Origin of the sequence: Enterococcus sp. HMSC072F02, assembly GCF_001837725.1 — a bacterium.
Lineage (GTDB): Bacteria > Bacillota > Bacilli > Lactobacillales > Enterococcaceae > Enterococcus_B > Enterococcus_B lactis.
Genome location: NZ_KV833940.1, coordinates 1 through 22,249, shown reverse-complemented (window position 1 = coordinate 22,249; position 22,249 = coordinate 1). Strand labels below are relative to the sequence as shown.

General features: G+C 36.6%; 20 protein-coding genes. 15 read left to right on the top strand and 5 right to left on the bottom strand.

Features of this window, described 5'->3' with window-relative positions; translation table 11 throughout:
- Positions 1-163: 163 nt before the first annotated feature.
- From HMPREF2731_RS05035 to HMPREF2731_RS05025, 3 genes are all read left to right on the top strand, one after another.
- Positions 164-3,277 (top strand): N-acetylmuramoyl-L-alanine amidase, encoded by a 3,114-nt coding sequence (locus tag HMPREF2731_RS05035; RefSeq protein ID WP_070872443.1) that lies wholly within the window; start codon positions 164-166, stop codon positions 3,275-3,277.
- A gap of 243 nt (positions 3,278-3,520) precedes the next feature.
- Complete coding sequence (locus HMPREF2731_RS05030; protein WP_002292869.1) at positions 3,521-4,186, top strand: potassium channel family protein; 666 nt, start codon at positions 3,521-3,523, stop codon at positions 4,184-4,186.
- Between the two features lie 16 nt (positions 4,187-4,202).
- Positions 4,203-4,496 (top strand): HesB/YadR/YfhF family protein, encoded by a 294-nt coding sequence (locus HMPREF2731_RS05025; protein WP_070872441.1) that lies wholly within the window; start codon positions 4,203-4,205, stop codon positions 4,494-4,496.
- 59 nt (positions 4,497-4,555) lie between these two features.
- On the opposite strand, the gene HMPREF2731_RS05020 is transcribed toward HMPREF2731_RS05025, so the two are convergent.
- Both HMPREF2731_RS05020 and HMPREF2731_RS05015 read right to left on the bottom strand, forming a co-directional pair.
- Positions 4,556-5,503: a phosphoglycerate dehydrogenase gene (locus tag HMPREF2731_RS05020; protein ID WP_070872439.1), complete on the bottom strand. Its 948-nt coding sequence runs from the start codon at positions 5,501-5,503 to the stop codon at positions 4,556-4,558.
- 218 nt (positions 5,504-5,721) lie between these two features.
- A complete protein-coding gene (locus HMPREF2731_RS05015) occupies positions 5,722-6,525 on the bottom strand; it encodes a DUF1189 domain-containing protein (RefSeq protein ID WP_002292866.1) in 804 nt (267 codons plus the stop codon).
- Between the two features lie 145 nt (positions 6,526-6,670).
- Between HMPREF2731_RS05015 and HMPREF2731_RS05010 the strand changes: the two genes are divergently transcribed.
- From HMPREF2731_RS05010 to HMPREF2731_RS04990, 5 genes are all read left to right on the top strand, one after another.
- Entirely contained in the window at positions 6,671-7,585 is a 915-nt protein-coding gene (locus tag HMPREF2731_RS05010; protein WP_002317368.1) for a cation diffusion facilitator family transporter, read from the top strand.
- 47 nt (positions 7,586-7,632) lie between these two features.
- Complete coding sequence (locus HMPREF2731_RS05005) at positions 7,633-8,103, top strand: GtrA family protein (protein ID WP_002292862.1); 471 nt, start codon at positions 7,633-7,635, stop codon at positions 8,101-8,103.
- 84 nt (positions 8,104-8,187) lie between these two features.
- A complete protein-coding gene (locus HMPREF2731_RS05000; protein WP_002292861.1) occupies positions 8,188-8,796 on the top strand; it encodes a superoxide dismutase in 609 nt (202 codons plus the stop codon).
- A 133-nt stretch (positions 8,797-8,929) separates the two neighbouring features.
- Entirely contained in the window at positions 8,930-9,130 is a 201-nt protein-coding gene (locus HMPREF2731_RS04995) for a cold-shock protein (RefSeq protein WP_002292860.1), read from the top strand.
- Positions 9,131-9,884: 754 nt separating this feature from the next.
- A complete protein-coding gene (locus HMPREF2731_RS04990) occupies positions 9,885-11,111 on the top strand; it encodes an LCP family glycopolymer transferase (RefSeq protein ID WP_002295400.1) in 1,227 nt (408 codons plus the stop codon).
- A gap of 107 nt (positions 11,112-11,218) precedes the next feature.
- Here HMPREF2731_RS04990 and HMPREF2731_RS04985 read toward each other — a convergent pair whose 3' ends face one another.
- Positions 11,219-11,689: a TspO/MBR family protein gene (locus tag HMPREF2731_RS04985; RefSeq protein WP_002292857.1), complete on the bottom strand. Its 471-nt coding sequence runs from the start codon at positions 11,687-11,689 to the stop codon at positions 11,219-11,221.
- Positions 11,690-12,010: 321 nt separating this feature from the next.
- Here HMPREF2731_RS04985 and HMPREF2731_RS04980 point away from each other — a divergent pair, with 321 nt between their 5' ends.
- Positions 12,011-12,589 carry a lytic polysaccharide monooxygenase auxiliary activity family 9 protein gene (locus HMPREF2731_RS04980; RefSeq protein ID WP_002292856.1) on the top strand — a complete coding sequence of 193 codons (579 nt, stop codon included), beginning with the start codon at positions 12,011-12,013 and terminating at the stop codon, positions 12,587-12,589.
- Positions 12,590-12,762: 173 nt separating this feature from the next.
- On the opposite strand, the gene rlmD is transcribed toward HMPREF2731_RS04980, so the two are convergent.
- The gene (rlmD, locus tag HMPREF2731_RS04975; protein ID WP_002318633.1) at positions 12,763-14,145 is read right to left on the bottom strand and encodes a 23S rRNA (uracil(1939)-C(5))-methyltransferase RlmD; all 1,383 of its coding nucleotides are present in this window, start codon (positions 14,143-14,145) and stop codon (positions 12,763-12,765) included.
- Positions 14,146-14,252: 107 nt separating this feature from the next.
- Here rlmD and recX point away from each other — a divergent pair, with 107 nt between their 5' ends.
- The 3 genes from recX to HMPREF2731_RS04960 all read left to right on the top strand — a co-directional run bounded on the left by recX (position 14,253) and on the right by HMPREF2731_RS04960 (position 16,848).
- On the top strand, positions 14,253-15,050 hold the full coding sequence (gene recX / locus HMPREF2731_RS04970; protein ID WP_002318634.1) for a recombination regulator RecX: 798 nt from the start codon (positions 14,253-14,255) through the stop codon (positions 15,048-15,050).
- Positions 15,043-16,221, top strand: coding sequence for an A/G-specific adenine glycosylase (gene mutY / locus HMPREF2731_RS04965; protein WP_002290815.1), 1,179 nt, complete (start codon positions 15,043-15,045; stop codon positions 16,219-16,221). The genes recX and mutY overlap by 8 nt, the downstream gene beginning before the upstream one ends.
- A 93-nt stretch (positions 16,222-16,314) precedes the next feature.
- Entirely contained in the window at positions 16,315-16,848 is a 534-nt protein-coding gene (locus tag HMPREF2731_RS04960; protein WP_002290817.1) for a nucleoside tri-diphosphate phosphatase, read from the top strand.
- A 77-nt stretch (positions 16,849-16,925) separates the two neighbouring features.
- Here the strand turns inward: HMPREF2731_RS04960 and HMPREF2731_RS04955 are convergent, their stop codons facing one another.
- Positions 16,926-17,360 (bottom strand): GNAT family N-acetyltransferase, encoded by a 435-nt coding sequence (locus tag HMPREF2731_RS04955; protein ID WP_002290819.1) that lies wholly within the window; start codon positions 17,358-17,360, stop codon positions 16,926-16,928.
- A 141-nt stretch (positions 17,361-17,501) separates the two neighbouring features.
- On the opposite strand from HMPREF2731_RS04955, the gene HMPREF2731_RS04950 reads away from it, so the two are divergent.
- The 3 genes from HMPREF2731_RS04950 (at position 17,502) to HMPREF2731_RS04940 (ending at position 22,105) form a co-directional block, all read left to right on the top strand.
- Positions 17,502-18,620, top strand: a complete 1,119-nt coding sequence (locus HMPREF2731_RS04950) for an AI-2E family transporter (RefSeq protein ID WP_070872437.1) — start codon at positions 17,502-17,504, stop codon at positions 18,618-18,620.
- 127 nt (positions 18,621-18,747) lie between these two features.
- Complete coding sequence (locus HMPREF2731_RS04945) at positions 18,748-20,124, top strand: hemolysin family protein (protein ID WP_002290822.1); 1,377 nt, start codon at positions 18,748-18,750, stop codon at positions 20,122-20,124.
- A 400-nt stretch (positions 20,125-20,524) separates the two neighbouring features.
- Entirely contained in the window at positions 20,525-22,105 is a 1,581-nt protein-coding gene (locus HMPREF2731_RS04940) for a peptide chain release factor 3 (protein WP_002290823.1), read from the top strand.
- The last annotated feature ends 144 nt before the right edge of the window (positions 22,106-22,249 follow it).

Here is a 22,249-nt window from a genome sequence, read left to right as displayed (position 1 = left end):
ATTTTATTCTAGCTTAATTTGACAAATCATAACATAAAATAAAGGATTCATCCTGTTTTTAATCTCTTTCTCTGTTCACCAACTGTTCATTTTTCTTTTTTTATAGTTTAATAGTAATAGGAGAAAACTTTATCCGAAAAGCGAAAGAACGAGGGAGGAAATTATGAAGAAAAAGTGGATAGGACTATTCTTAAGCCTGTTGTTATTGACAGGATCAATTGCGCCAAATGCTTATGCTGTTACTCAAAGCAGCACTTCTGATGAGCTAAAAACGGAACATACAACAGAGACTTCCACACAACCAATGAGTGAGTCGACGACCCATGAAAGTACAAACGACTCCTTGCCACAGGACTCAGCTAAGGAAGAAGACTCGGGAGAATATTCAGAAAATAATGAAATAACAGAAAAAATAGAAATCAATAAAAGCAATTTTCCTGATGATCATTTTCGAAATTGGTTGTTGGAAATGATTGATACAGATAAAGATGGTTACTTATCAAATGAATTATTGGAAATAACACAGTTAAACTTGGAAGGGTTACAGATACAGACACTAGAGGGAGTCAATTTCTTTAAAAATTTAACGAAGATCGAAGTACAAAACAATGAGCTGAAAGAATTAGATGTACACGAATTAAAGAAATTAGCGTATTTAGATGTTTCATCTAACCAACTTTCAAAAATTGATCTTTCCCAAAATAGCGAATTAACGTATTTTAAGGGAGAAAATCAAACGGTTACAAGTATTGCAAACAAAATGGATAATAAATGGGAAATAAATGATGAAACGCTGAAACCAGAGAAAGAACAAATGACTTTAGAAACAGAGAAATGGCAGTATGATGGGAGTCACTTTTATTCAAGCGAACAGACTCCATTAAGCTATATTTATGAAGTATATTTTTCAGACGACGCAGTATTAGAAGAAGCAGCAGAAAAAACATTGACAGTAAAAGTGACGGTCGAATATATGGAACCAGAACAAAAAGAGGCTGATTCTATCGTACCTGATTCATCATCTATAGTATTGAAGAAAGGAGAAACAAAACAACTTGCGTACACGAGTGTCCCCGATGGAAGTATCATATCAGATCCGCTATGGGAATCTTCTGACCCATCAGTAGTAGAAGTAGATGAGAACGGTAAAGTAACAGCAAAAGAAGCTGGGGAAGCTAAGGTAGAGTTGAAGAACGCTGAAAAAGCTCTCGGTGAATTCACGGTCATTGTAGAAGCTGAAAAAAATGAATCTCAGACAAAAGAAACAGCACAAACTTCTGACGAAACCACAGATCGTTCACCAATTAATAGACGAAGTGCGTTAGCTGCGACTCCTACGATCACCTATCAAACACATGTACAAGATATTGGTTGGCAAACACCAACTGCTAATGGAGAAGTTGCTGGAACAACTGGACAGAAAAAAAGGATAGAGGCTATTAGAATTCAAGTGAACAACAGTTCATTAAATGGTGACATTGAATATAGCAGTCATATTCAAGGACAAGGATGGCAATCATATATTAGAAATGGTGGTAACTCTGGTACAACGGGAAATTCACTTCGTATGGAAGCTATACGTATTCGTTTAACAGGTCAGTTAAGTCAATATTATGATGTTTATTATCGTGTTCATTCAGCAAATTTTGGCTGGTTAGGATGGACAAAAAATGATGGTGAGGCAGGTAGTACTGATTTTTCTTATGCCATGGAAGCAATTCAAATACAATTAGTGGGTAAAAATATGGATGGTCCAGTAATTAGCACAGCTTATTATGATAAAAATACCTTAGATTTGCCAAATGTAAATTATCAAACACATAGTCAATCCATTGGATGGCAGTCCTATCAAACAAATGGTGCAACAGCAGGTACTGTTGGCCAAGGTTTAAGAATAGAAGCAATAAGAATAAGCATCTCTGGTAATAAGATACCTGGTTCTATTGAGTATAATAGTCATATTCAAAGTGTTGGATGGCAGGGGTATGTTAAGAGCGGTGAAATATCAGGAACTACTAATCAGAAGCTAAGAACAGAGGCTATACGTATTCGCTTAACAGGAGAACTAAGTAGGTTTTATGATATTTATTATCGCGTTCATTCTGCTTATTTTGGTTGGTTAGGGTGGACCAAAAATGGCGAAGAGGCAGGTAGTTCAGGATTTGGTTTTGCGATGGAAGCAATGCAAGTTAAGTTAGTACCTAAAGGACAAACAGCTCCTCCAATTGGTATGGCCTATTATGATCAAGGAAAAATTACAATTCCGACTTTAAATTATCAAACACACAATCAATCAATTGGCTGGCAAAATAGCCAAACGAATGGATTAACCGCAGGTACAGTTGGCAAAGGACTTAGAATGGAAGCAATTCGTTTAAATATTTCGAATACATCATTTTCAGGAAATATAGAATATAGTAGCCATGTTCGTTCAATTGGCTGGCAAAATTACGTTAGTAACAACAATATTTCGGGAACAACAAATCAAAAATTGAGAATGGAAGCAATCCGTATTCGCTTAACTGGTCAATTAAATCATATTTATGATATTTATTATCGTGTTCACTCGGCAAGTCTTGGCTGGTTAGATTGGGCAAAAAATGATCAATATGCTGGAACAACTGGCTTAAGTTTACAAATGGAAGCAATCCAAGTCGTAATTGTCAAAAAAGGTGCAGCAGCCCTTGGACCAACTACGAATCCTTATCAGACATCTATTAATCATCTATTTGTGATGGGACATGGAGTCAATGATCCTGGAGCTTCTTATAATGGTGTCAATGAGCGTGATTTTACTAGAGGAGAATTGATGCCTCATTTACAAAAATGGGCTGCTCGTTTAACGAGGAATCGGATCACTTTTTATAATACAGCTGCAGATATGTATCAAGATTCTCAACGTATGCAAGGTGCATATACGATTAGCAGTTCATTTTCTTCTGTATCAGAATTTCATTTAGACAGTGGCGTCATTGGGGTTAGCACTGGCGGTCATGTAATCGCTCATCGTAATGGGAACTCATTGACTGCACAAAATTATGCAATCGCCAATGTCATACGAAATTATGTAGGTCTTTGGGGATCGGTACAAAACACAGGAGGAATCAACCTGCGAGCTGACTTACTAAACATGAATGTATTGCAATCAAGAGGCATATCTTACCGTTTAGCTGAGTTAGGCTTCATAACGAATACAAATGATGTAGCAAATATCCGAAATAATATCGACATGATCGCCAAAGGAATTGTAGAGAGTGTGACTGGCGAAAATTTATAGTGAAACAAACTATACAAGAAAGATAGTGGGGAAAGTTTGGGACTGTGACAAAAGTCGTGTCGCAGTCCCTTTTTCCGAATAAACGGTATTCAAGAGACTACTATCGGTAATAAGGCACGATTTTGTCGTCGCTCAAGGTTGAACGTCTCTTTTACAACCTCTTTTTCCGCAAAAGAATGCTTGCTTTTGTTTTTGTAAAGGCTTTGTTATACTGAGAAAAGAAGATACTAAAGGAGGAAAACGGTGAAACAAAATTTTGCAATTGTAGGTCTTGGACGATTTGGCGGAAGTATCTGCCGAACACTGATCGAAGCTGGTCAAGAAGTGCTGGCTATTGATAGTAATGAAGATCGGGTCAATGAATATATGAATATAGCCACTCATGCTGTTGTGGCAAATGCACAGGATGAAATGACACTTCGATCATTAGGCATAAGAAATTTCGATCATGTAATTGTCGCTATTGGAGAAGATATTCAAGCGAGTATCTTAGTTACTCTGATGGTAAAGGAAATGGGCGTACCAAATATTTTAGCAAAAGCCCAAAATGAGTATCATGCCAGAGTACTTGAAAAGATCGGAGCTGATCGCGTCGTCCATCCCGAGCGAGACATGGGAATAAGGATTGCGCACAATTTAGTATCAAAGAATATTTTAGATTACCTAGAGTTGTCAGATAAATATTCTTTAGCAGAAATCCGAGTATCCAATCCTAAATTTTTCAATAAAACATTATCTGAATTAAATTTCAGACAACGTTTTGACTTAACAGTAGTTGCAATTCGCAGAGTAGATCAAACGGTGATCGCTTCACCTGCAGCAGATGAATATGTTCGTGAAAACGATAATCTGCTAGTAATTGGTGAGACAGGCGATGTGGATATTTTAGACGATAAGATGAATCAATAGAAAGCAGGTTGTTAGGATGGAATTAACAGTAACGCCAAAAGCACAAAAATGGTTTGAATCAGAAATCGATCTGCCAGAAACTTACGGAATACGTTTCTTTGGAAAAGTCTACGGCAAAACAGAAGTTCATGATGGTTTTTCGATTGGGATGTCAGTGGAACAGCCTGAACATCCTGTCAAGAAAGTGGAAATAGATGGGACACTGTTTTTTATTGAGGATGCAGATGAATGGTTTTTTAAAGGATATAATTTACTTGTAGATTATGATCCAAAACTAGAAGAACCAACCTATCACTTTAAAAAACAATAGAAGCAAGAGGGTGTGACAACTTGTCACACCCTCTTGCTTAAAATAGGCTGATTCAGCTATCAATATCCTGCAGACAATTTGACTTGATTGGTTTGAAGGTCATGAGTAGCAAGGTAGCTTTTTAGATTAATTAAAAAAACAGACATTAATTTCTTTTGAAAATCAGGTGTCAAACCTGCAATATGGGACGTGATCAGTACATTGTCCATTTTCCAAAGAGGATGATTTTGTGGTAGAGGCTCCTCCTCAAAAACGTCTAATGCTGCAAAGGAAAGTTGCTGCTTGTTTAATGCTTGTATCAAATCTTGCGTTTTAACAGAAGCGCCACGACCGACATTGATAAATACAGCTTTTGAATCAAAGTGTTCAAATATGTGTTGATCAAAGAGTCCAGTTGTTTCCTCCGTTAGAGGTAAGATATTGACGACGAAATCTACTTCAGGAAGAACTTCCTGAAGTTGCTTTAAAGAAAAAGTTTTTTCCATTCCTTCTGCTGGATGACCGGATGTATTGATTCCATAGCAAATCATATCCAATGCTTTGACTTTCTTTGCAATCATTTTTCCAATATGGCCAGTTCCAATGATTAATATTTTTTTCCCTTGGATAGGTTGGTAATGGATTGAGGAACCTAACCATTTCATTTCACTCTGTGCCCTTTGTGCTTGGAAAAGACCGCGAGAATAACCTAGAATGATTCCTAATACGTGCTCGGTGATCGATTCACTGTGGATACCACTTCCATTTGAAAGTAAGATATGTTTTTTTGAAAATGCTTCAAGGGGGAGTTGATCAACTCCCGCTGAGATAGACTGTACCCATTTCAAGTTAGAAGAGGCTAATAGTTTTTCTTGATAGTTTGAGTTCCAACCCAAACTGATTTCTACATTTGGTAGATCTTCTGGTTGTAATTCTGTCTTGAAGACATAACCAGGCGCTATAGTATGGATTTCTTCGATAAATTCGTCACGAAATGGACGATCTGCGTAAATGATTCTTTCTGACATAGTTAATTACCCGCCTTTCTTTACTTTAAGTGTAGCGCATATAAGAAGAACTTTGAAGTGCCATGCTTTTTTAGAAATTAATATTGTATAAATAAAAAAGAGTTGTGACAAAAGATGTGTCACAACTCTTTTTCCGAATAAACGGTGTTCCAGAAGTAGCTTCTGCCACAACCTCTAAAAGAGTTTATTGAAGTTGAAATAATAAGTTGTCTGTATTTCTAACTGATCGATATTTTTGACCATCCTTTGACAGCTTGAGCAAAAATAAAGATACCTGCAAAAGCAATAAATGCACTAGTGTCAAAAGAAGGGAGAAAGATCATCAAGAGTGTTGCAATGATAGTCGGTAATGAGATTGAATAAATCAATGTCTTCAAGCAATCAAGGAAAGTAGCTTTTGTTAGTCGAAAGCGTGCATAGAGAAAAGCAGCGACATTGGCAAATAGTAAAGTGATCAGCAGATTCAAGAAACTAGGATAAATCGAAAATAGAAAGGTCAGGGCTTTTACCCAAATCGGTATAGATGCTTCACTTAAGAAGGATCGAAGCTGCTTACCTGTTAAATTTTTTAAAGATTCATTGGTGTAGGGAAGTTCTAACTGATTATTATTCAATAAAGCAGAGGTAGTGCCTGTATTGGGAAGAGCAATGATAAGTTTGTCTTTTAACATCCCGACACTAACAAAATTCCCCATCAAATCAGTAGAGATGTCCTGTTCTGTTCGTTTTCCCTCTGGATCAAATGTGAAGATAATGGAGTTTGTTTGGTAAATGAATCCTTCTTTTTCTTCGGTTTGAAGCTGCCCGTTTTGGATTGTAAAATCAGGAATGCGAGTAGCAATCTTTTGCCCATCCAATTGAATGTTGTTTAAGACTTGAAAAACTTGAAAAGAGATTGGCAAAGCCATAATTATACTCAAAACTAAAAGATAGACAATGGCTTTCCAAAATGGGACATTTCTCGCCTCCTTTAGGTCTTTGAATCGTATAAAGGAACTGATAATTAATTGTTTTGTTGTCATAAGTACTCCTCATCTAGTAGTGTCATCACTTGCAATTCTAGCGAAGTATCAAGTGAAATACAAGTGCTTTAGGGAAACAGCTGAATGATTGGTGAAATATCAAAAAAATGTTATTCTTGTCTAAAGACTATCCAATATAAATAAAATGGAGGAAGGAATAGTGCCTACACAGCCACAGAGATCATCAAAAAAACTATTTGGAGTAGTGGTTTTGAATGCGGTGATCACTTTATCAGAATTTATTGGAGGGATTATGTCAGGGAGTTTGTCTCTTGTTTCAGATGCTTTCCATAACCTTAGTGATACATTGGCAATTATTTTTTCTTACGGGGCACAAAAAATGGCCCGAAAAGAAGCAAATAAAAAACGTACGTATGGCTACCAGCGTTTAGAAATATTGAGTGCTTTCATCAACTCATTCATATTGATCATATTATCCTTGTTTTTAACCGTTGAAGCATTCAAGCGGTTCACTTCACCAGAAAAGATAAATAGTCATTTGATGCTAACAGTAGCAGTTATTGGATTGCTCGCGAATTTGTTCTCAGTATTATTATTACGACAAGAAGCAGATGAAAGTTTGAATATAAAATCTAGTTATTTGCATTTGTTAAGTGATACACTGTCTTCGGTAAGTGTGATTATCGGAGCAATTTTGATCCGTTTTTTCGATATCTACTGGATCGATCCAGTTATTACACTGATCATTTCGATATATATATTGATAGAAGCGATAATGGTGATCAAAAAAGCTGCCGCTATTTTGATACAAAGTGCACCTGCTATCGACTATGAAAAAATGGAACAAGAAATTGAAGCAATCGATGGGGTAAAGGATGTTCATCATGTCCATATTTGGCAGTATAGCGAAAAGATAATTATTTTCGACGGACATATTGATTTTGAAGATCAGCTACTAAGCGAGATTGAAAAGATATATCCTCGTATAATTTCTTTATTAAAATTAAAATATGGTATTACACATGTGACGATCCAAGCAGAGACAAAGGCAAAGGATCAAAAAAAATTAATTTTTTTAAATAAAGATGAAAGTTATTGAAATATAGAGTATGATAAATAAGAATTTTTAATAAGGTAGGTTGGCTCATGAAGCAGTATCGACAGTTAAAAGGATATTTAGAAGCAAAAGGATATTGGGAGATACTAGTCTATCTCTTTTTTGGTGGTTTGGCTACGATTGTAAATTTTGTTAGTTTTGCTCTCGCACGCCAATATTTTGATTTAAGTATGGCCTTATCCAATTCTATTTCGTGGTTTTGTTCTGTATTGTTTGCTTTTGTAACGAACAAACTTTGGGTATTCCATTCAAAATCACCGAATTTTACACATGCACTTATTGAATGCGGTAAGTTCTTCTTCTACCGTATCCTTTCTTACGGATTGGACATGGGGGCAATGGTATTGTTGATCAATGTTATGAACAGCAATGAGTATGTGGCGAAAATCATCACTCAAATTATTGTTATCCTAGCGAACTATATTTTCAGCAAGTTGTTTATTTTTAAAGAAACTGAGGTTTTTGAAGAAGAAGTAGGTCAAAGTGAAAAAGACGACTAGGCATAACAATTGAAGAATTTCCTTCTCTTTGTTACTCTTTGTAATGTAGACATTATTAAGAAAACATTGAGGAGGAATTTTTTTATGACTTACACATTACCAGATCTACCTTATGCATATGACGCATTGGAACCTTATATTGACGAAGAAACGATGCATCTGCATCATGATAAGCATCACAATACTTATGTGACGAATTTAAATGCAGCAATTGAGAAATACCCAGAATTAGGCGAAAAAACAATAGAAGAATTATTATCTGATATGGACGCTATTCCAACAGATATCAAGACAGCTGTACGTAACAATGGTGGCGGACATGCTAACCATTCATTTTTCTGGGAAATCATGGCACCAAATGCTGGTGGCGAACCTACAGGAGAAATAAAAGAAGCGATTAATGAAGCTTTTGGTGATTTTTCTTCTTTTAAAGAAGAATTCAAAAAAGCAGCCGTTGGACGATTTGGTTCTGGATGGGCTTGGCTTGTAATGGAAAATGGAAAATTAGCTATTACCTCTACTGCAAATCAAGATTCTCCATTGATGGAAGGAAAGACACCAATTCTAGGTTTGGACGTTTGGGAACATGCTTATTATTTGAAATATAAAAATGTCCGACCAGATTATATTGCAGCATTCTGGAATGTTATTAATTGGGATGAAGTAAACAAACGTTTCGAAGCAGCAAAATAACCATTTCCTCCGTCATATCAGTCTTAAAAATAATTTGGAAAATAAAAGAGCGAAAGCTTGCTAGCGTTTTCTAAATTGGGTATAATGTTCTTGCAAGGTTACTTGCAAGAACTTTTTTGGAGGCTATACATTTATGGAACACGGAACGGTTAAATGGTTCAACAATGAAAAAGGATTTGGGTTTATTACAGTAGACGGCGGAGATGACGTATTTGTTCATTTCTCAGCAATTCAAGGAGACGGCTTCAAGAGCCTAGAAGAAGGTCAAGAAGTAGAATTCACGATTGTTGAAGGTGCACGCGGACCTCAAGCTGCTGAAGTGACTAAATTATAATAATTTGTTGAATAAAGACACGACTTCTTAGAGAGTCGTGTCTTTTTGTCTATTTATGAAGTTTTTAGATTTTTTGGCTAAGTAAATGCATTTGTTCACTTGACATGTCCTAACTAATTATCAAGCAAGGAACATTTTCTTCGTTAGTAATGGATTTTAAAGAAATTTCAGTTTTTTGGATGTTGAATAAAAGACCATTTGTGAAACCACTAGTATACATACTCATTCTCATGTCAATTCTATTACTTTAAAAGAAAATCGTTTTACTTTGAAGAGGAGCATATCTATCCATTAAAAGATGATGGTAATGCAATCACTAGTTCGAGTCATTTTAATAGCCATGCAGTGAGCTGGAAATAAAACGAATAGAAGATGGGTTTAACAAAAGGAACAGTCATAGGAAGAAATTTTCGTGAAATCGAATGATAATCTGAACGGTAGGCAAAGACTGTTAAAAAGATGAGAAAGGTATGTGCGATCATTTTACTGCACGATTATTTGGAAAATACCTTGTTGTTCGCTTTTTCTGGAAAAAATACATAAAAAAAGATAAAACGATTGTGAACTGCGTGTATTCGGTCTTTCGATCTTTTTCACGGTATGGTATGATAGTTAAGAATTTTGAGAAATTTTAAAAAATAATAATCGTTACACAAAAATGTTTTTTAAAGTTTTCTTATGATTAAAAAGTGAATTTGCTGATTGAACAGTTATATGAGACAATATTTTAGAAAATGTGAAACAGAGGTGTATTATGAAGCGATGGCAAAAAGTTCTATTAACCTTGTTAGGGGTATTCGTTTTGCTGATTGCCGGATTATCAGCATACGGAATCAGATTTATGGGAGAAGCGAGCCAAACAGTAAACAAAATTTCTAAAAACTCTAATCGAATATCCTCCAAACGTTCTGAGAGAGTAAGCATTGATGACAAAGAACCTTTTTCGGTTTTGCTATTAGGTTTAGATACCGGTGGATTAGGAAGAACGGAACAAGGACGTTCTGATACGATGATGGTAGTAACAGTTAATCCGAAACAAAAAAAATCAACGATCATCAGTTTGGACCGAGATATTTATACGAATATCGTAGGTTATGGAACGGTAGATAAATTAAATCATGCCTATGCATTTGGTGGTGTCGAAATGGCCATGGATTCAATTGAGCAACTGCTCGATATTCCTATTGATCATTATGTAACGATCAATTTGGATGGCATGGAAGATTTGATCAATGCGGTCGGTGGCATCAAAGTGAATAATAAAATTGACTTTACTTTGGATGGTGTCCATGTACCAGTAGGTGAACAAACATTGAATGGAGAAAAAGGTTTAGCCTATTCTCGAATGCGACACGAAGATCCAGAAGGCGATATCGGTCGACAACGTCGTCAGCGGGAAGTAGTGACGAAAATCGTCAATAAAGTTTTAAGTTTAGATGGCGTAAGCAATTATAGAAAAATTTTAAAAGCAGTTGAGAACAATGTGACGACGGACTTAGATTGGGATGACATGCTTGATGTAGCGACGAACTACACCCCGGCGTTTGAAACAATCAAACAAGACCAGTTGCAAGGCGAAGGACAAATGATCAATGATATCTACTATCAAATTTTAGGAAAAAATGATCTTCTTTCGATCCAAAATGAACTGAAGAAACAATTAAATATAAAAACAAGCGATACATTACCTAATTTGAAAAATGAGAATGCTTCAATGATGTTCTTTGATGATTCGGAAGATGGCGATTCGACAAACGGTGATGGATCGAATAGTGAAGGGTACACCGATTATTCTTCCTATTCAGAAAACACATATGATCAGTACCAAGATCCGAACACCTATTATCAGCAAACAGAAGATACAAGTCAGTACTATACACCAAGTCAAGATACTCAAAGTTATGATCCTTACGCTGGACAGGAACAAAATGGTTATGGTTATGACCAGAATAATGAGTATGGAACAACAAGTGGGTACTAGAAAAAAATAGTTTGGTTAATAAAGAGTGCCACCTAAATTAGACAAAAAATCTAACTTAGGTGGCACTTTTTCTATGTGTTAAATTACAGGACGTCTCTTTTTAGCGCTTAGTTTAAAAAATAAATTGAATAATTCAATAGAGTTGCGAATAGTACCCATAAATAATAAGGAATCATGAGCCACATTGCCAGGCGATGATGCAGCCACAACTGATACATAAGCACTGACAAGAAAATAACTAAAAGTGTAATATCGATTGCTGCAATGAAAATATTTCTTAAATTAAAAAATAGAGCAGACCATATAAAATTAAAAATGAACTGAATCACAAAAAGACCGACAAGATTGTTTCGCTGTTTTTTGTTGTTGTGATTAAGTAACAAATAAAGAGAAATACCCATCAATATATACAGTAAGGTCCACATCGGCCCAAATATCCAGCTAGGTGGTGCAAATGGTGGAAGTTGCAAAGAATAGTAATATTCTCCGGGATTTCCGCTAAGCAACCCTGATAAAAAGCCTAATATGACAATTCCTATAACACAAACCCAAAAACGAATATCTTTTATCATCTTCATTTTACTAACTCCTTTCTATAATAGTAGTTTACCATGAAGGCTCACAGCAAGACCTGTATTTAGTTTGTGAAGTAAGAAAAAAATTGATAATTGTTGTTATTAAAAAGTTGAACATTTGTTTATATGAATGATGTTTTTGAAAAAGATCATATGATTTGATTCTCATGTTTTCTATTTGTACTTTTCTCGTCTACTTCTGTTATAATCTGCATCTTACTTTTTTCACCTTTTTTACTTCAACATAAAATTATAAAATCATAATGTTTGTGTTAATGCAATAAAGCGTTTACAATGCGGTTATCAAATGAAGGAGGTTTCTACATGAAAAAGATTAGTACGTTATTGTTTATTGGGTTAGTTAGTTTAGGGTTGTTCGGTTTTAGCATTCCAGGTTTTGCGCATGGTTATATTACTTCTCCAGGAAGCCGTGCATACCTAGGAACATCAGCAGCAGGAAACTTAAATCAAAATGTCGGAAGAGCACAATGGGAACCGCAAAGTATCGAAGCTACCAAAAATACATTCATTGATGGAAAAATTGCTAGTGCAGGAGTCAGCGGCTTTGAGCCTTTAGATGAACAGACATCTAACAGATGGCATAAAAACATGGTTAATCCAGGAACATTAAATATTACTTGGAATTTAACAGCACAACATCGGACAAGTACTTGGGATTACTACATTACCAAACCAACTTGGAATCCTAATCAACCTTTGAAATTTAGTGATTTTGAATTGATCACAAAAATAGACGACAAAGCAACTGTTCCACCAAAAACAGTCAACCAAACGATCACACTTCCGCAGGATCGAAAAGGATATAATGTGATTTTAGCAGTATGGAATATCAGCGATACGACAAATGCATTTTATCAAGTGATAGACGTGAATATCCAATAATAATCAAAAAGGGCTGTGACAAAAACTATGTCACAACCCTTTTTTTAAATAAATAGTGTCCTCCTGTTAACTCTTCGGTCACAAGTACAGTATTCATAAAACGTGAAGAGCTATTTTTGTTTGGCTGTTCTTATTACTTGATACAGGGCAGACTTTTTCACAACCTCTTTCATTTAGTCAGCGAGTCTCGTCATCTTCACGACAACTTCACAACGTGCAGTCTGAGGAAACATGTCGACAGACTGTAAATATTCAATCTTGAACTTTTTACTTAAATCAACCAGATCTCTGGCAAGTGTAGAAACATTACAGGAAATATAAACAAGTTTTTTTGGAGGGTATTTCAATAATGATTGGATCAATGCGTTATCCAAACCCGTACGTGGTGGATCTACGATGATACCATCAGGCTGAAAACCTTCATTCAACCATTTAGGCAGAACTTGCTCTGCTGTCCCGACTTCATATCGAGTGTTGTGATATCCTAATCTTTCCGCATTTTTTTTTGCATCAGCGATTGCTTGAGGAACGGTATCCATTCCCCGTACTTCTTTGGCTTGTTTTGCTACACTTAAGCCGATCGTCCCAACTCCGCAATAAGCATCCACGATCGTTTCATTAGGCTGGACATCTAATGCTTTAATTCCTTCGCCATAAAGCAATTCGGTCTGCTGAGGATTGAGTTGAAAGAAGGCACGAGGAGAAAGATCGAAAGTCACTTCATTGATTTGTTCTTCAATGGCTTCTTTTCCCCATAAGTGGATCGTTTCATCCCCCATCACGAGAGACGTTTTTTGTGCCTGGACATTTTGCATGATTGAAACAACTTCGGGCAGTCGTTCATTGATCTCACGGATCATTGCGTTTTTTTGCGGGAATTTTTTACTGCGAGTAATAAAAACAACTTGTAACTCCCCAGTTTTGACACCGATTCTAACCATGATTGTGCGGAAGATTCCACTGTTTGTCCGTTCATCATAGATGGGTGCATCAAATTTATTCAATAGTTGAACAACAGTATTCATTACTTTTTGTGTTCGAGGTTCTTGAACCAAGCAGTCTGTTATAGGGACTAACTGATGAGAGTTTGCTTCGTATAAACCAGCTTCAATTTTTTGAGTCTGCTTATTTTTTCGTAACTGAAATTGTGCTTTGTTTCTATAATGCCAAGGCTCATCCATCCCGATCGTCGGCAAAAGTTGATAAGATCGAAAGCCTGCTGGTTTGAATTTTTCCAATGCTTGCAAAAGCAGATCCTTTTTAAAATCCAATTGGGCTTGATAAGCTAAGTGTTGTAATTGACAGCCACCGCATTCATAGTAAACAGGACATGGTGCCACTACGCGATCTTTGCTTGTTTTTTTGACTTTTATTAATTCTCCTTCTGCATAGCGAGGGGTTGCTTTCGTGATTTTCACTAGTACTTCTTCTTTTGGTAGTGCATATGGAACAAATATGATCAACCGTTTGAAATAACCGATTCCTTCACCATTTATGCCTAAACGCTTGATTTTCAAAGGAACCGTTTGTCCAGTTTTGACAATTGTTTCTGCCATAAGTATCTCCCTTTTTTCTTTTTTCTGTGGTTTATTCTAACATATAATACCTGATTACGGGGATTTTCTGTGGTATGATAGAGAATATATGTTCGAGGAGGATGTTTATGTTAACCGTTACGAGAATCAGTAAAGGCAAAGGCCCTTTCTATCGCGTAGATTTATCTGAAGGAGAAGCTTTACAAGTATCTGAAGATGTATTAGTACGCTATCGATTATTAAAAGGACGGGAATTAGACGAAGAAACTATCCAAGAGATCAAGAAGAGTAGCGGAGCTGATTTCGGTTTTCACCTAGCAATGAATTACTTAAGTTATCAGTTGCGATCGGAAAAAGAAATCCGAACATACTTAAAAGAAAAGGAAATCCTTCAAGAAGATCGAAATAAAATCGTAGCCCGCTTAAAAGAATTGGACCTTGTCGATGATTTGGTCTATGGGGAAAGTTATGTGCGCACGAATATACGCTTAAGTGACAAAGGACCAAAGAAATTAGCGCAGCAGATGCAGCAAAAAGGTTTGAAACCTGAAATCATTGAACAAGCGCTCAGCCAATATACATTTGAAGACCAAGTTCAAAATGCACATCAGACAGCCGAAAAAGCGTTTGGAAAAAATCACGGAAAAAGCCAAAAAGAATTATTGAGAAAAATCCAACAAACATTGATGACGAAAGGCTTTTCTCAAGAAGTGATCCAACAAGCGATGGCTGATCTTCCGCAAGAAGCAGATCAAGAAATAGAATATGATTATTTAGTCAAACAAGGAGATAAACTATGGCGAAGAAATTTAAGATTTGAACCTAAAAAAAGAAATCTAAAAGTAAAGCAAAGCTTATATCAAAAAGGATTTGATTTGGATATGATCCAGCGATTCATTACGGAAAAGGAAGAGGAAAGTGAATAAAGAATGGGAAAAATGGACAGATAAAGAAACAAAAGAATTTCAAGATCAGTTCATTCAATGGTATGAACAAGAAAAAAGAAACCTGCCTTGGCGCTATAATCGTGATCCTTATCGTATCTGGATCTCTGAGATCATGCTTCAGCAAACCAGAGTAGACACAGTGATCGATTATTTTTATCGTTTCATGGAATGGTTTCCTACAATTGAAGAGTTAGCAAATGCTCCAGAAGAAAAGCTTTTAAAAGCATGGGAGGGCCTTGGTTATTACTCAAGAGCCCGAAACATCCAAGCTGCTGCTAAACAGATCATGTCTGAATTTGACGGAAAAATGCCGCAAACGCCTGAAGAAATCAGCTCATTGAAAGGAATAGGCCCCTATACGACAGGAGCGATTGCAAGTATCGCATTTGGACTTCCAGAACCCGCAGTTGACGGCAACGTGATGCGAGTAGTCAGCAGATTGTTTTGCATTGAAGCAGACATCGCAAAAGCTTCTAGCAGGAAAATCTTTGATGAAGCGATGCGGAAAATCATTGATGAAAAGCATCCAGGCGAATTCAACCAAGCAATGATGGATCTAGGTTCAGCTATCTGTACACCAACTTCTCCAAAGTGTGAGACTTGTCCGATCCAAGCCTTTTGTTTAGCTAACAAACGAGGAATCCAAACGAGTTTTCCTGTAAAAACAAAAAAAGCAAAGCCAAAAGACGTTTATTATATCAGTGCGGCTCTTCAAAATCATTCTGGAGCGTATTATTTTGAAGAAAGAGATAGCCAAAAATTGCTGGCGAATATGTGGACATTTCCAATGATGGAAGTGACACAAGAGGAGTATGAGCGATTGAAAAAAGAATGGGAAACAAAGCCAGAAATCGATCTGTTTGATGACCTAGTAGCAGAAGAAGAGCAAAATCTCCCATTTGAAAAGCAGGAACTCTTTGTTTGGCAGACACGACATTTAGGAGAAGTTACTCATATTTTTAGTCATCTGAAATGGCATGTTCTCCTTTTTTACGGACGGGCAACCGAGGGAGCAGAACAAGAATTTACCGAGAACAAAACTTCGAAGTGGTTGAAGCCTGATGCATTTGATTCGGTCGTTTTTCCTAAGGTCCAAATGAAACTGGTAGATCAGTTAGAGAAAAATCGAAACAAAAGGAATCCTTTCTAGGCAAAGCTCATTTTTATTGATATAATAATTATGATGTCGGTGTAATGAACACCCAAACACAAAGCACAAAATGCTGCTTAAGGAAGGGTTGCTATGGGAGTTCCAAAAGAAGGAGAGTTTGTGACGATCCAAAGTTACAAGCACGACGGCAAATTGCATCGAACGTGGCGAGATACCATGGTATTAAAAACAAGCGAACACTCTATGATCGGCGTGAATGATCACACATTAGTCACTGAATCTGATGGACGCCGATGGGTAACGCGCGAACCAGCGATTGTTTATTTTCATAAAAAATACTGGTTCAATGTAATAGCAATGATCAGAGAAAAGGGGGTTTCCTATTATTGTAATCTAGCTTCACCTTTTTTGCTGGACGATGAGGCCTTGAAATATATCGACTATGACTTGGATATCAAGGTATTTCCTGACGGCGAGAAACGACTATTGGATGTCGATGAATATGAGATGCACAGCAAAATGATGAATTATCCGAACGATATTGACTTCATCCTAAAAGAAAATGTGAAGATTCTGGTTGACTGGATCAATAATGGAGATGGCCCGTTCTCGGAAGGCTATATTGATATTTGGTATAACCGTTACAAGCAATTGTCGCGTAAGTAAACACAAAAAAGAACAGTAAGCCAGTGAGAGATTTTTCTCAAAAGCTTGCTGTTTTTTGCTTTTTTCGAAATAAATTTTTATAAAGTCTTTTTCATATAAATATGAGGCATGCCAGCATCTTCAAAAGGATCGCCGTAAGCTGTATATCCTAGTTTTTCGTAAAAAGTTTCAGCTGTGGACTGTGCCCCTAATAAAATCGTATTATAGCCTTGATTCTTAGCAAAGTTTTCTGCTTCTTCAATCAGTATTTTTCCTAACCCTTGGTGTCTGTATTCAGAAAGAATCGCCATCCGCTGTAATTTCATTTTTCCGTTTTCTAAAGGCAAAAGACGTACAGTTCCTTGCGGTTCTTTTTTATCTGAGTACAGGACGAAGTGGATACAATGGGCTTCATCTTTGTCTATTTCTCGAGACAAAGGCACACCCTGTTCGACTACAAAAACTTGATGCCTGATCCGTACAGCATCTAAGTAAATATTGCTCATTGTATCTTTTGTTTGTACAACTTTCATGGTCTAGCCACCTTCCTTTCGTATAGTATACTGGAAAATAAAACAAATAAAAAGTATGGCAAGTTTTCAAAAATAAAAAAAGAATAAAAGAATTTTTAACGAATATAATATATACTAGTAAGAAAGAAAGGAGGAAATCTATTGTTTGAAAAACTTAGACAGTCTAAACTAATGTTTTGGTCGCTTGAATTATTAATCATAGCTGCATTGATCATGATTTCATCAGAAATAAACTTTATTTTCGAACCGATCGGGACATTTTTTTCCACGTTATTTGCACCTGTACTGATTGCAGGCTTTCTTTACTATTTATTGAATCCTATTGTCAAGCTGTTGATGAAAGCAAAAATCAAAAGAATATGGGCTGTCGCAATTGTGCTGCTCCTTTTAGTTGCAGCAATTATTTGGATTTTACTTAGTGTCATCCCAAGTCTAGTACAGCAAATTTCCTCATTGGGATCTAATATGCCTGATTTCATCAAACAGGTAGAAAGCTGGTTGAAAGAGGTAGCCGAATTGCCTTTGTTCAAGGAAGTAGATATTAATAAATATTTTGAGCAATTAGACATTTCTTACGGGACAATCATTCAGCAATTCCTTAGTGGAGTATCCAATAGTTTAGGTTCGATCGTTGGAACGATCGCTTCGGCAACCGTAGTAATCATTACAGCACCATTCATCTTGTTCTATATGTTGAAAGACGGAGAAAAACTAGTGCCAAACATCCAACAGTTTTTCCCAGAAAAAAGAAGAAACCAAATTGTGGAGTTATTGGGGCAACTGAATAAAACATTGGCTAATTACATTAGCGGACAAGCAATCGAATGTTTATTCGTTGGTACCTTCACATTTTTAGGATATATGGTAATTGGTGTGGATTATGCTTTCTTATTTGGGGTCATTGCGGGATTGACAAACCTAATCCCATATTTAGGACCTTATCTAGGACTAGCACCTGCATTTCTAGTAACAGTCTTCAATGATCCGGTAAAAGCATTACTTTGTTGTGTGGTTGTGCTAATCGTCCAACAGTTGGATGGGAATATCATTTATCCTAATGTAATTGGGAAATCACTGAAAATCCATCCATTAACGATCATTATCGTTCTTCTAGTAGCTGGAAATATTGCCGGATTGCTTGGTATCTTCTTAGGTGTTCCTTTTTACGCAATCTGCAAGACGATCATTTCCTATATAATCAAAAGCGTCAAAGAAGACAAGCAAAATGAAAACAAGAAGAAAATTGCTACGACCTCGTAGGTAGTTTTAGTACACTTGTTTTTATTGCAAAGAAAATTGCTTTGTGATACCATTTTAACGTGGCTATAGTGCCACGTTTTTTTCTATCGTAAACTAAAAATTAATTTTATAAGGAGAGAATGCGATTATGAATGCTGACCCTGAGAGTCAGTCGCTGTTAGCGCAGATTTTATTATTGATCGTTTTGACATTGATCAATGCTTTTTTAGCAGCTTCCGAAATTGCTGTTGTTTCGATCAATAAGAATCGAATCGAGCAAAAAGCTGATGAAGGAGATGTGAAATCTCAAAAGCTTTTAAAAATATTGCAGAATCCAAATAATTTCCTATCGACAATCCAAGTAGGAATCACTTTGGTCAACATTTTGTCTGGTGCTTCACTAGCTAATACTTTATCGGAACGGTTAGCTCCGGTATTAGGTGGCGGCACAGCGGCAAAAAATATTGCAAATATCATTGTGCTGGCTATTTTGACCTATGTATCAATTGTTTTTGGAGAATTGTACCCTAAACGTATTGCTTTAAATAAATCAGAAGAAGTCGCAAAGTTCACTTCAGGGCTGATACGCTTGATTGGTGTAGTAGCTAAGCCCTTCGTCTGGCTGCTTTCTGCTTCCACAAGTTTATTGGCGCGTATCACGCCGATGACTTTTGATGATGAAGATTCAAAAATGACCAGAGATGAAATGCGTTATATGCTTGAAAACGAAGGCGTATTGAATAATGAAGAATTAGAAATGCTCCAAGGGGTTTTTTCTCTTGATACGAAAGTTGCCCGAGAAGTCATGGTCCCACGAACGGATGCATTTATGATTGATATCAACGACACTGTGGAAGAAAATGTGAATAAAGTTTTATCCGAAAACTATTCAAGAATCCCTGTTTATAACGAAGACAAAGATAAAGTAGTCGGAATCCTTCATACAAAGAATTTACTAAAAGCTGCCCATAAATTCGGCTTTGATAATTTAGATATCAAGAAAATCATGCAGGAGCCTTTATTCGTTCCTGAAACGGTCTTTATTGATGATCTGTTATATGAAATGAAAAAGACGCAGAATCAGATGGCTATTTTATTAGATGAATATGGCGGCGTCGTTGGGTTAGCAACACTAGAAGACCTTTTAGAAGAAATCGTCGGAGAAATCGATGATGAATCAGATGAAGTTGAGAATCTTTATGAAAAAATCGATGAACACGAATATATCATCCAAGGACGTATGCTGATTGATGAGTTCAATGAAGCTTTTGACAGCGATCTGCATATGAGTGATGTAGATACGATGGCTGGTTATTTGATTACAGCATTAGGCATGATTCCGGATGAAGGCGAAAAGTTATCGTTTGATGTCGATAATATTACGCTGGTTTCTGAAGAAATGGAAGGTTCTCGAATCCTTAAAATCCGTGTCATTTTTCATGATCCGGAAGAAACAGAAGCGGAACCTGAAGAAGAACGAAGATACTTCAGAAAAGAATTCGAAGATGACGAGCCAAGAAGATAATTGGAAACTTGGTTATGAAAGACGTGTTGCTTGAATAAACAAGCAACACGTCTTTTCTTTTAGTCAGCTGACAAAAAAATATTTGACTCTTATGGTTTGGTGGCTTTTTCATTCGCTGAATCCATGCTATACTGATTCAGTTGTAGTAGTTGACAAAGGTTGTGAAAAAGCTATCCTGCATTAAGTAATAAGAGCAGCCAAGCAAAAACAGCTTCTCGTGTTTTTGGCTTGGGTGGGCTTATTGCTGATAGGCTGTCTCTAGAACGCCGTTTACTCGGAAAAAGAGACTGCTACACGGCTTTTGTCACAGCCCTATATGAAATTGTCTTTCTTTAAGAGATCGGACAATCTGTGCCTAGAGAAAATATAAATAATTGAATGGAAGAAATGGAGTTAGGTTATGAATAATCCAGAATTAAAGCAACAAGTGGACAATCGCAGAACTTTTGCGATCATTTCCCATCCGGATGCTGGGAAAACAACGATTACAGAACAATTACTATTGTTTGGTGGGGCTATCCGTCAAGCCGGGACCGTAAAAGGCAAAAAAACAGGTAATTTTGCCAAATCAGACTGGATGGAAATCGAGAAACAACGTGGGATTTCTGTTACTAGTTCTGTTATGCAGTTTGATTATCAAGGGAAACGAGTAAATATCTTGGATACACCAGGACATGAAGATTTTTCTGAAGATACTTATCGTACTTTGATGGCCGTGGATAGTGCGGTTATGGTAATCGATAGTGCAAAAGGGATCGAAGCACAGACAAAGAAATTATTCCAAGTTGTAAAAAAACGTGGCATCCCGATATTTACTTTTATCAACAAACTAGATCGTGATGGTCGTGAACCATTGGAATTGTTAGAAGAATTAGAAGAGCTATTAGATATCGAATCTTATCCGATGAATTGGCCAATCGGTATGGGTAAAGGGCTAGAAGGTCTTTATGATATCTACCATAATCGTGTAGAGTTTTATCGTCCGGAAAATTATCAGGATGAACGATTAGTAGAATTGGATGAAGATGGACTGCTTCCCGAAAATCATCCTCTAACTGAAAATTCCTTATATGAACAAGTCTTAGAAGAAGTAGAACTAATCAAAGAGGCTGGAGATGCATTTAATCAAGAAAAAATTGCTCGTGGCGATCAGACACCAGTATTTTTTGGTTCTGCATTGACTAACTTCGGTGTACAGACTTTTTTAGAGACTTTCGTTGAATTGGCACCAGCTCCTTATGGACACAAAACACAAGATGATCAGATGGTAAGTCCTTATGAGGAAGAATTTTCAGGTTTCGTATTCAAGATCCAAGCAAATATGAATCCAGCCCATCGTGACCGAATCGCTTTTGTCCGAATCTGTTCTGGAACATTCGAACGAGGAATGGATGTCTGTTTGGAACGTACAAATAAAAAACTGAAATTAAGCAATGTCACACAATTTATGGCAGATTCGAGAGAAAACGTCGAAAAAGCAGTAGCAGGCGATATCATCGGTGTATATGATACAGGTAATTATCAGATTGGGGATACATTGTTCGAAGGAAAACTAAAAGTTGCTTATGAAGAACTCCCTTCATTTACTCCAGAGCTATTTATGAAAGTGACTGCAAAAAATGTCATGAAGCAAAAATCCTTCCACAAAGGAATCTATCAATTAGTTCAAGAAGGAGCGATTCAGCTTTATAAAACATATCTAACGGAAGAATATATCATTGGAGCTGTTGGTCAGCTACAATTCGAAGTATTCCAATATCGTATGTTAAATGAGTATAACGCCGAAGTAATCATGTCTCCAATGGGACACAAAATCGCTCGCTGGATCGATCCAGAAGATTTGGATGAGAAGATGAGTTCAAGCCGCAATATCTTGGCTCGTGACCGTTTCGACCAACCATTGTTCTTATTCGAGAACCAATTTGCAGAACGCTGGTTTGCGGATAAATATCCTAATGTAAAATTAAAAAGTTTGATGTAAAGAAGTCTTGACAAGCTGCCCTGCATCAAGTAATAAGAATAGCCAAACAAAAACAGCTTCTCATATTTTGTTTAGAGCCGTGACGGATTTTCCGTGACGGCTCTTTTTACTATCGCGAATTGTAAAATTAAGTTAGAAAAATAA

Excerpts from the sequence above, each read along its gene's own strand:
- HMPREF2731_RS05035 (WP_070872443.1), top strand. The coding sequence starts at position 164 with ATGAAGAAAAAGTGGATAGGACTATTCTTAAGCCTGTTGTTATTGACA.
- HMPREF2731_RS05025 (WP_070872441.1), top strand. The coding sequence starts at position 4,203 with ATGGAATTAACAGTAACGCCAAAAGCACAAAAATGGTTTGAATCAGAA.
- HMPREF2731_RS05020 (WP_070872439.1), bottom strand. The coding sequence starts at position 5,503 with ATGTCAGAAAGAATCATTTACGCAGATCGTCCATTTCGTGACGAATTT.
- HMPREF2731_RS05015 (WP_002292866.1), bottom strand. The coding sequence starts at position 6,525 with ATGACAACAAAACAATTAATTATCAGTTCCTTTATACGATTCAAAGAC.
- HMPREF2731_RS05010 (WP_002317368.1), top strand. The coding sequence starts at position 6,671 with ATGGAGGAAGGAATAGTGCCTACACAGCCACAGAGATCATCAAAAAAA.
- HMPREF2731_RS05005 (WP_002292862.1), top strand. The coding sequence starts at position 7,633 with ATGAAGCAGTATCGACAGTTAAAAGGATATTTAGAAGCAAAAGGATAT.
- HMPREF2731_RS05000 (WP_002292861.1), top strand. The coding sequence starts at position 8,188 with ATGACTTACACATTACCAGATCTACCTTATGCATATGACGCATTGGAA.
- HMPREF2731_RS04995 (WP_002292860.1), top strand. The coding sequence starts at position 8,930 with ATGGAACACGGAACGGTTAAATGGTTCAACAATGAAAAAGGATTTGGG.
- HMPREF2731_RS04990 (WP_002295400.1), top strand. The coding sequence starts at position 9,885 with ATGAAGCGATGGCAAAAAGTTCTATTAACCTTGTTAGGGGTATTCGTT.
- HMPREF2731_RS04985 (WP_002292857.1), bottom strand. The coding sequence starts at position 11,689 with ATGAAGATGATAAAAGATATTCGTTTTTGGGTTTGTGTTATAGGAATT.
- HMPREF2731_RS04980 (WP_002292856.1), top strand. The coding sequence starts at position 12,011 with ATGAAAAAGATTAGTACGTTATTGTTTATTGGGTTAGTTAGTTTAGGG.
- rlmD (WP_002318633.1), bottom strand. The coding sequence starts at position 14,145 with ATGGCAGAAACAATTGTCAAAACTGGACAAACGGTTCCTTTGAAAATC.
- recX (WP_002318634.1), top strand. The coding sequence starts at position 14,253 with ATGTTAACCGTTACGAGAATCAGTAAAGGCAAAGGCCCTTTCTATCGC.
- HMPREF2731_RS04960 (WP_002290817.1), top strand. The coding sequence starts at position 16,315 with ATGGGAGTTCCAAAAGAAGGAGAGTTTGTGACGATCCAAAGTTACAAG.
- HMPREF2731_RS04955 (WP_002290819.1), bottom strand. The coding sequence starts at position 17,360 with ATGAAAGTTGTACAAACAAAAGATACAATGAGCAATATTTACTTAGAT.
- HMPREF2731_RS04945 (WP_002290822.1), top strand. The coding sequence starts at position 18,748 with ATGAATGCTGACCCTGAGAGTCAGTCGCTGTTAGCGCAGATTTTATTA.
- HMPREF2731_RS04940 (WP_002290823.1), top strand. The coding sequence starts at position 20,525 with ATGAATAATCCAGAATTAAAGCAACAAGTGGACAATCGCAGAACTTTT.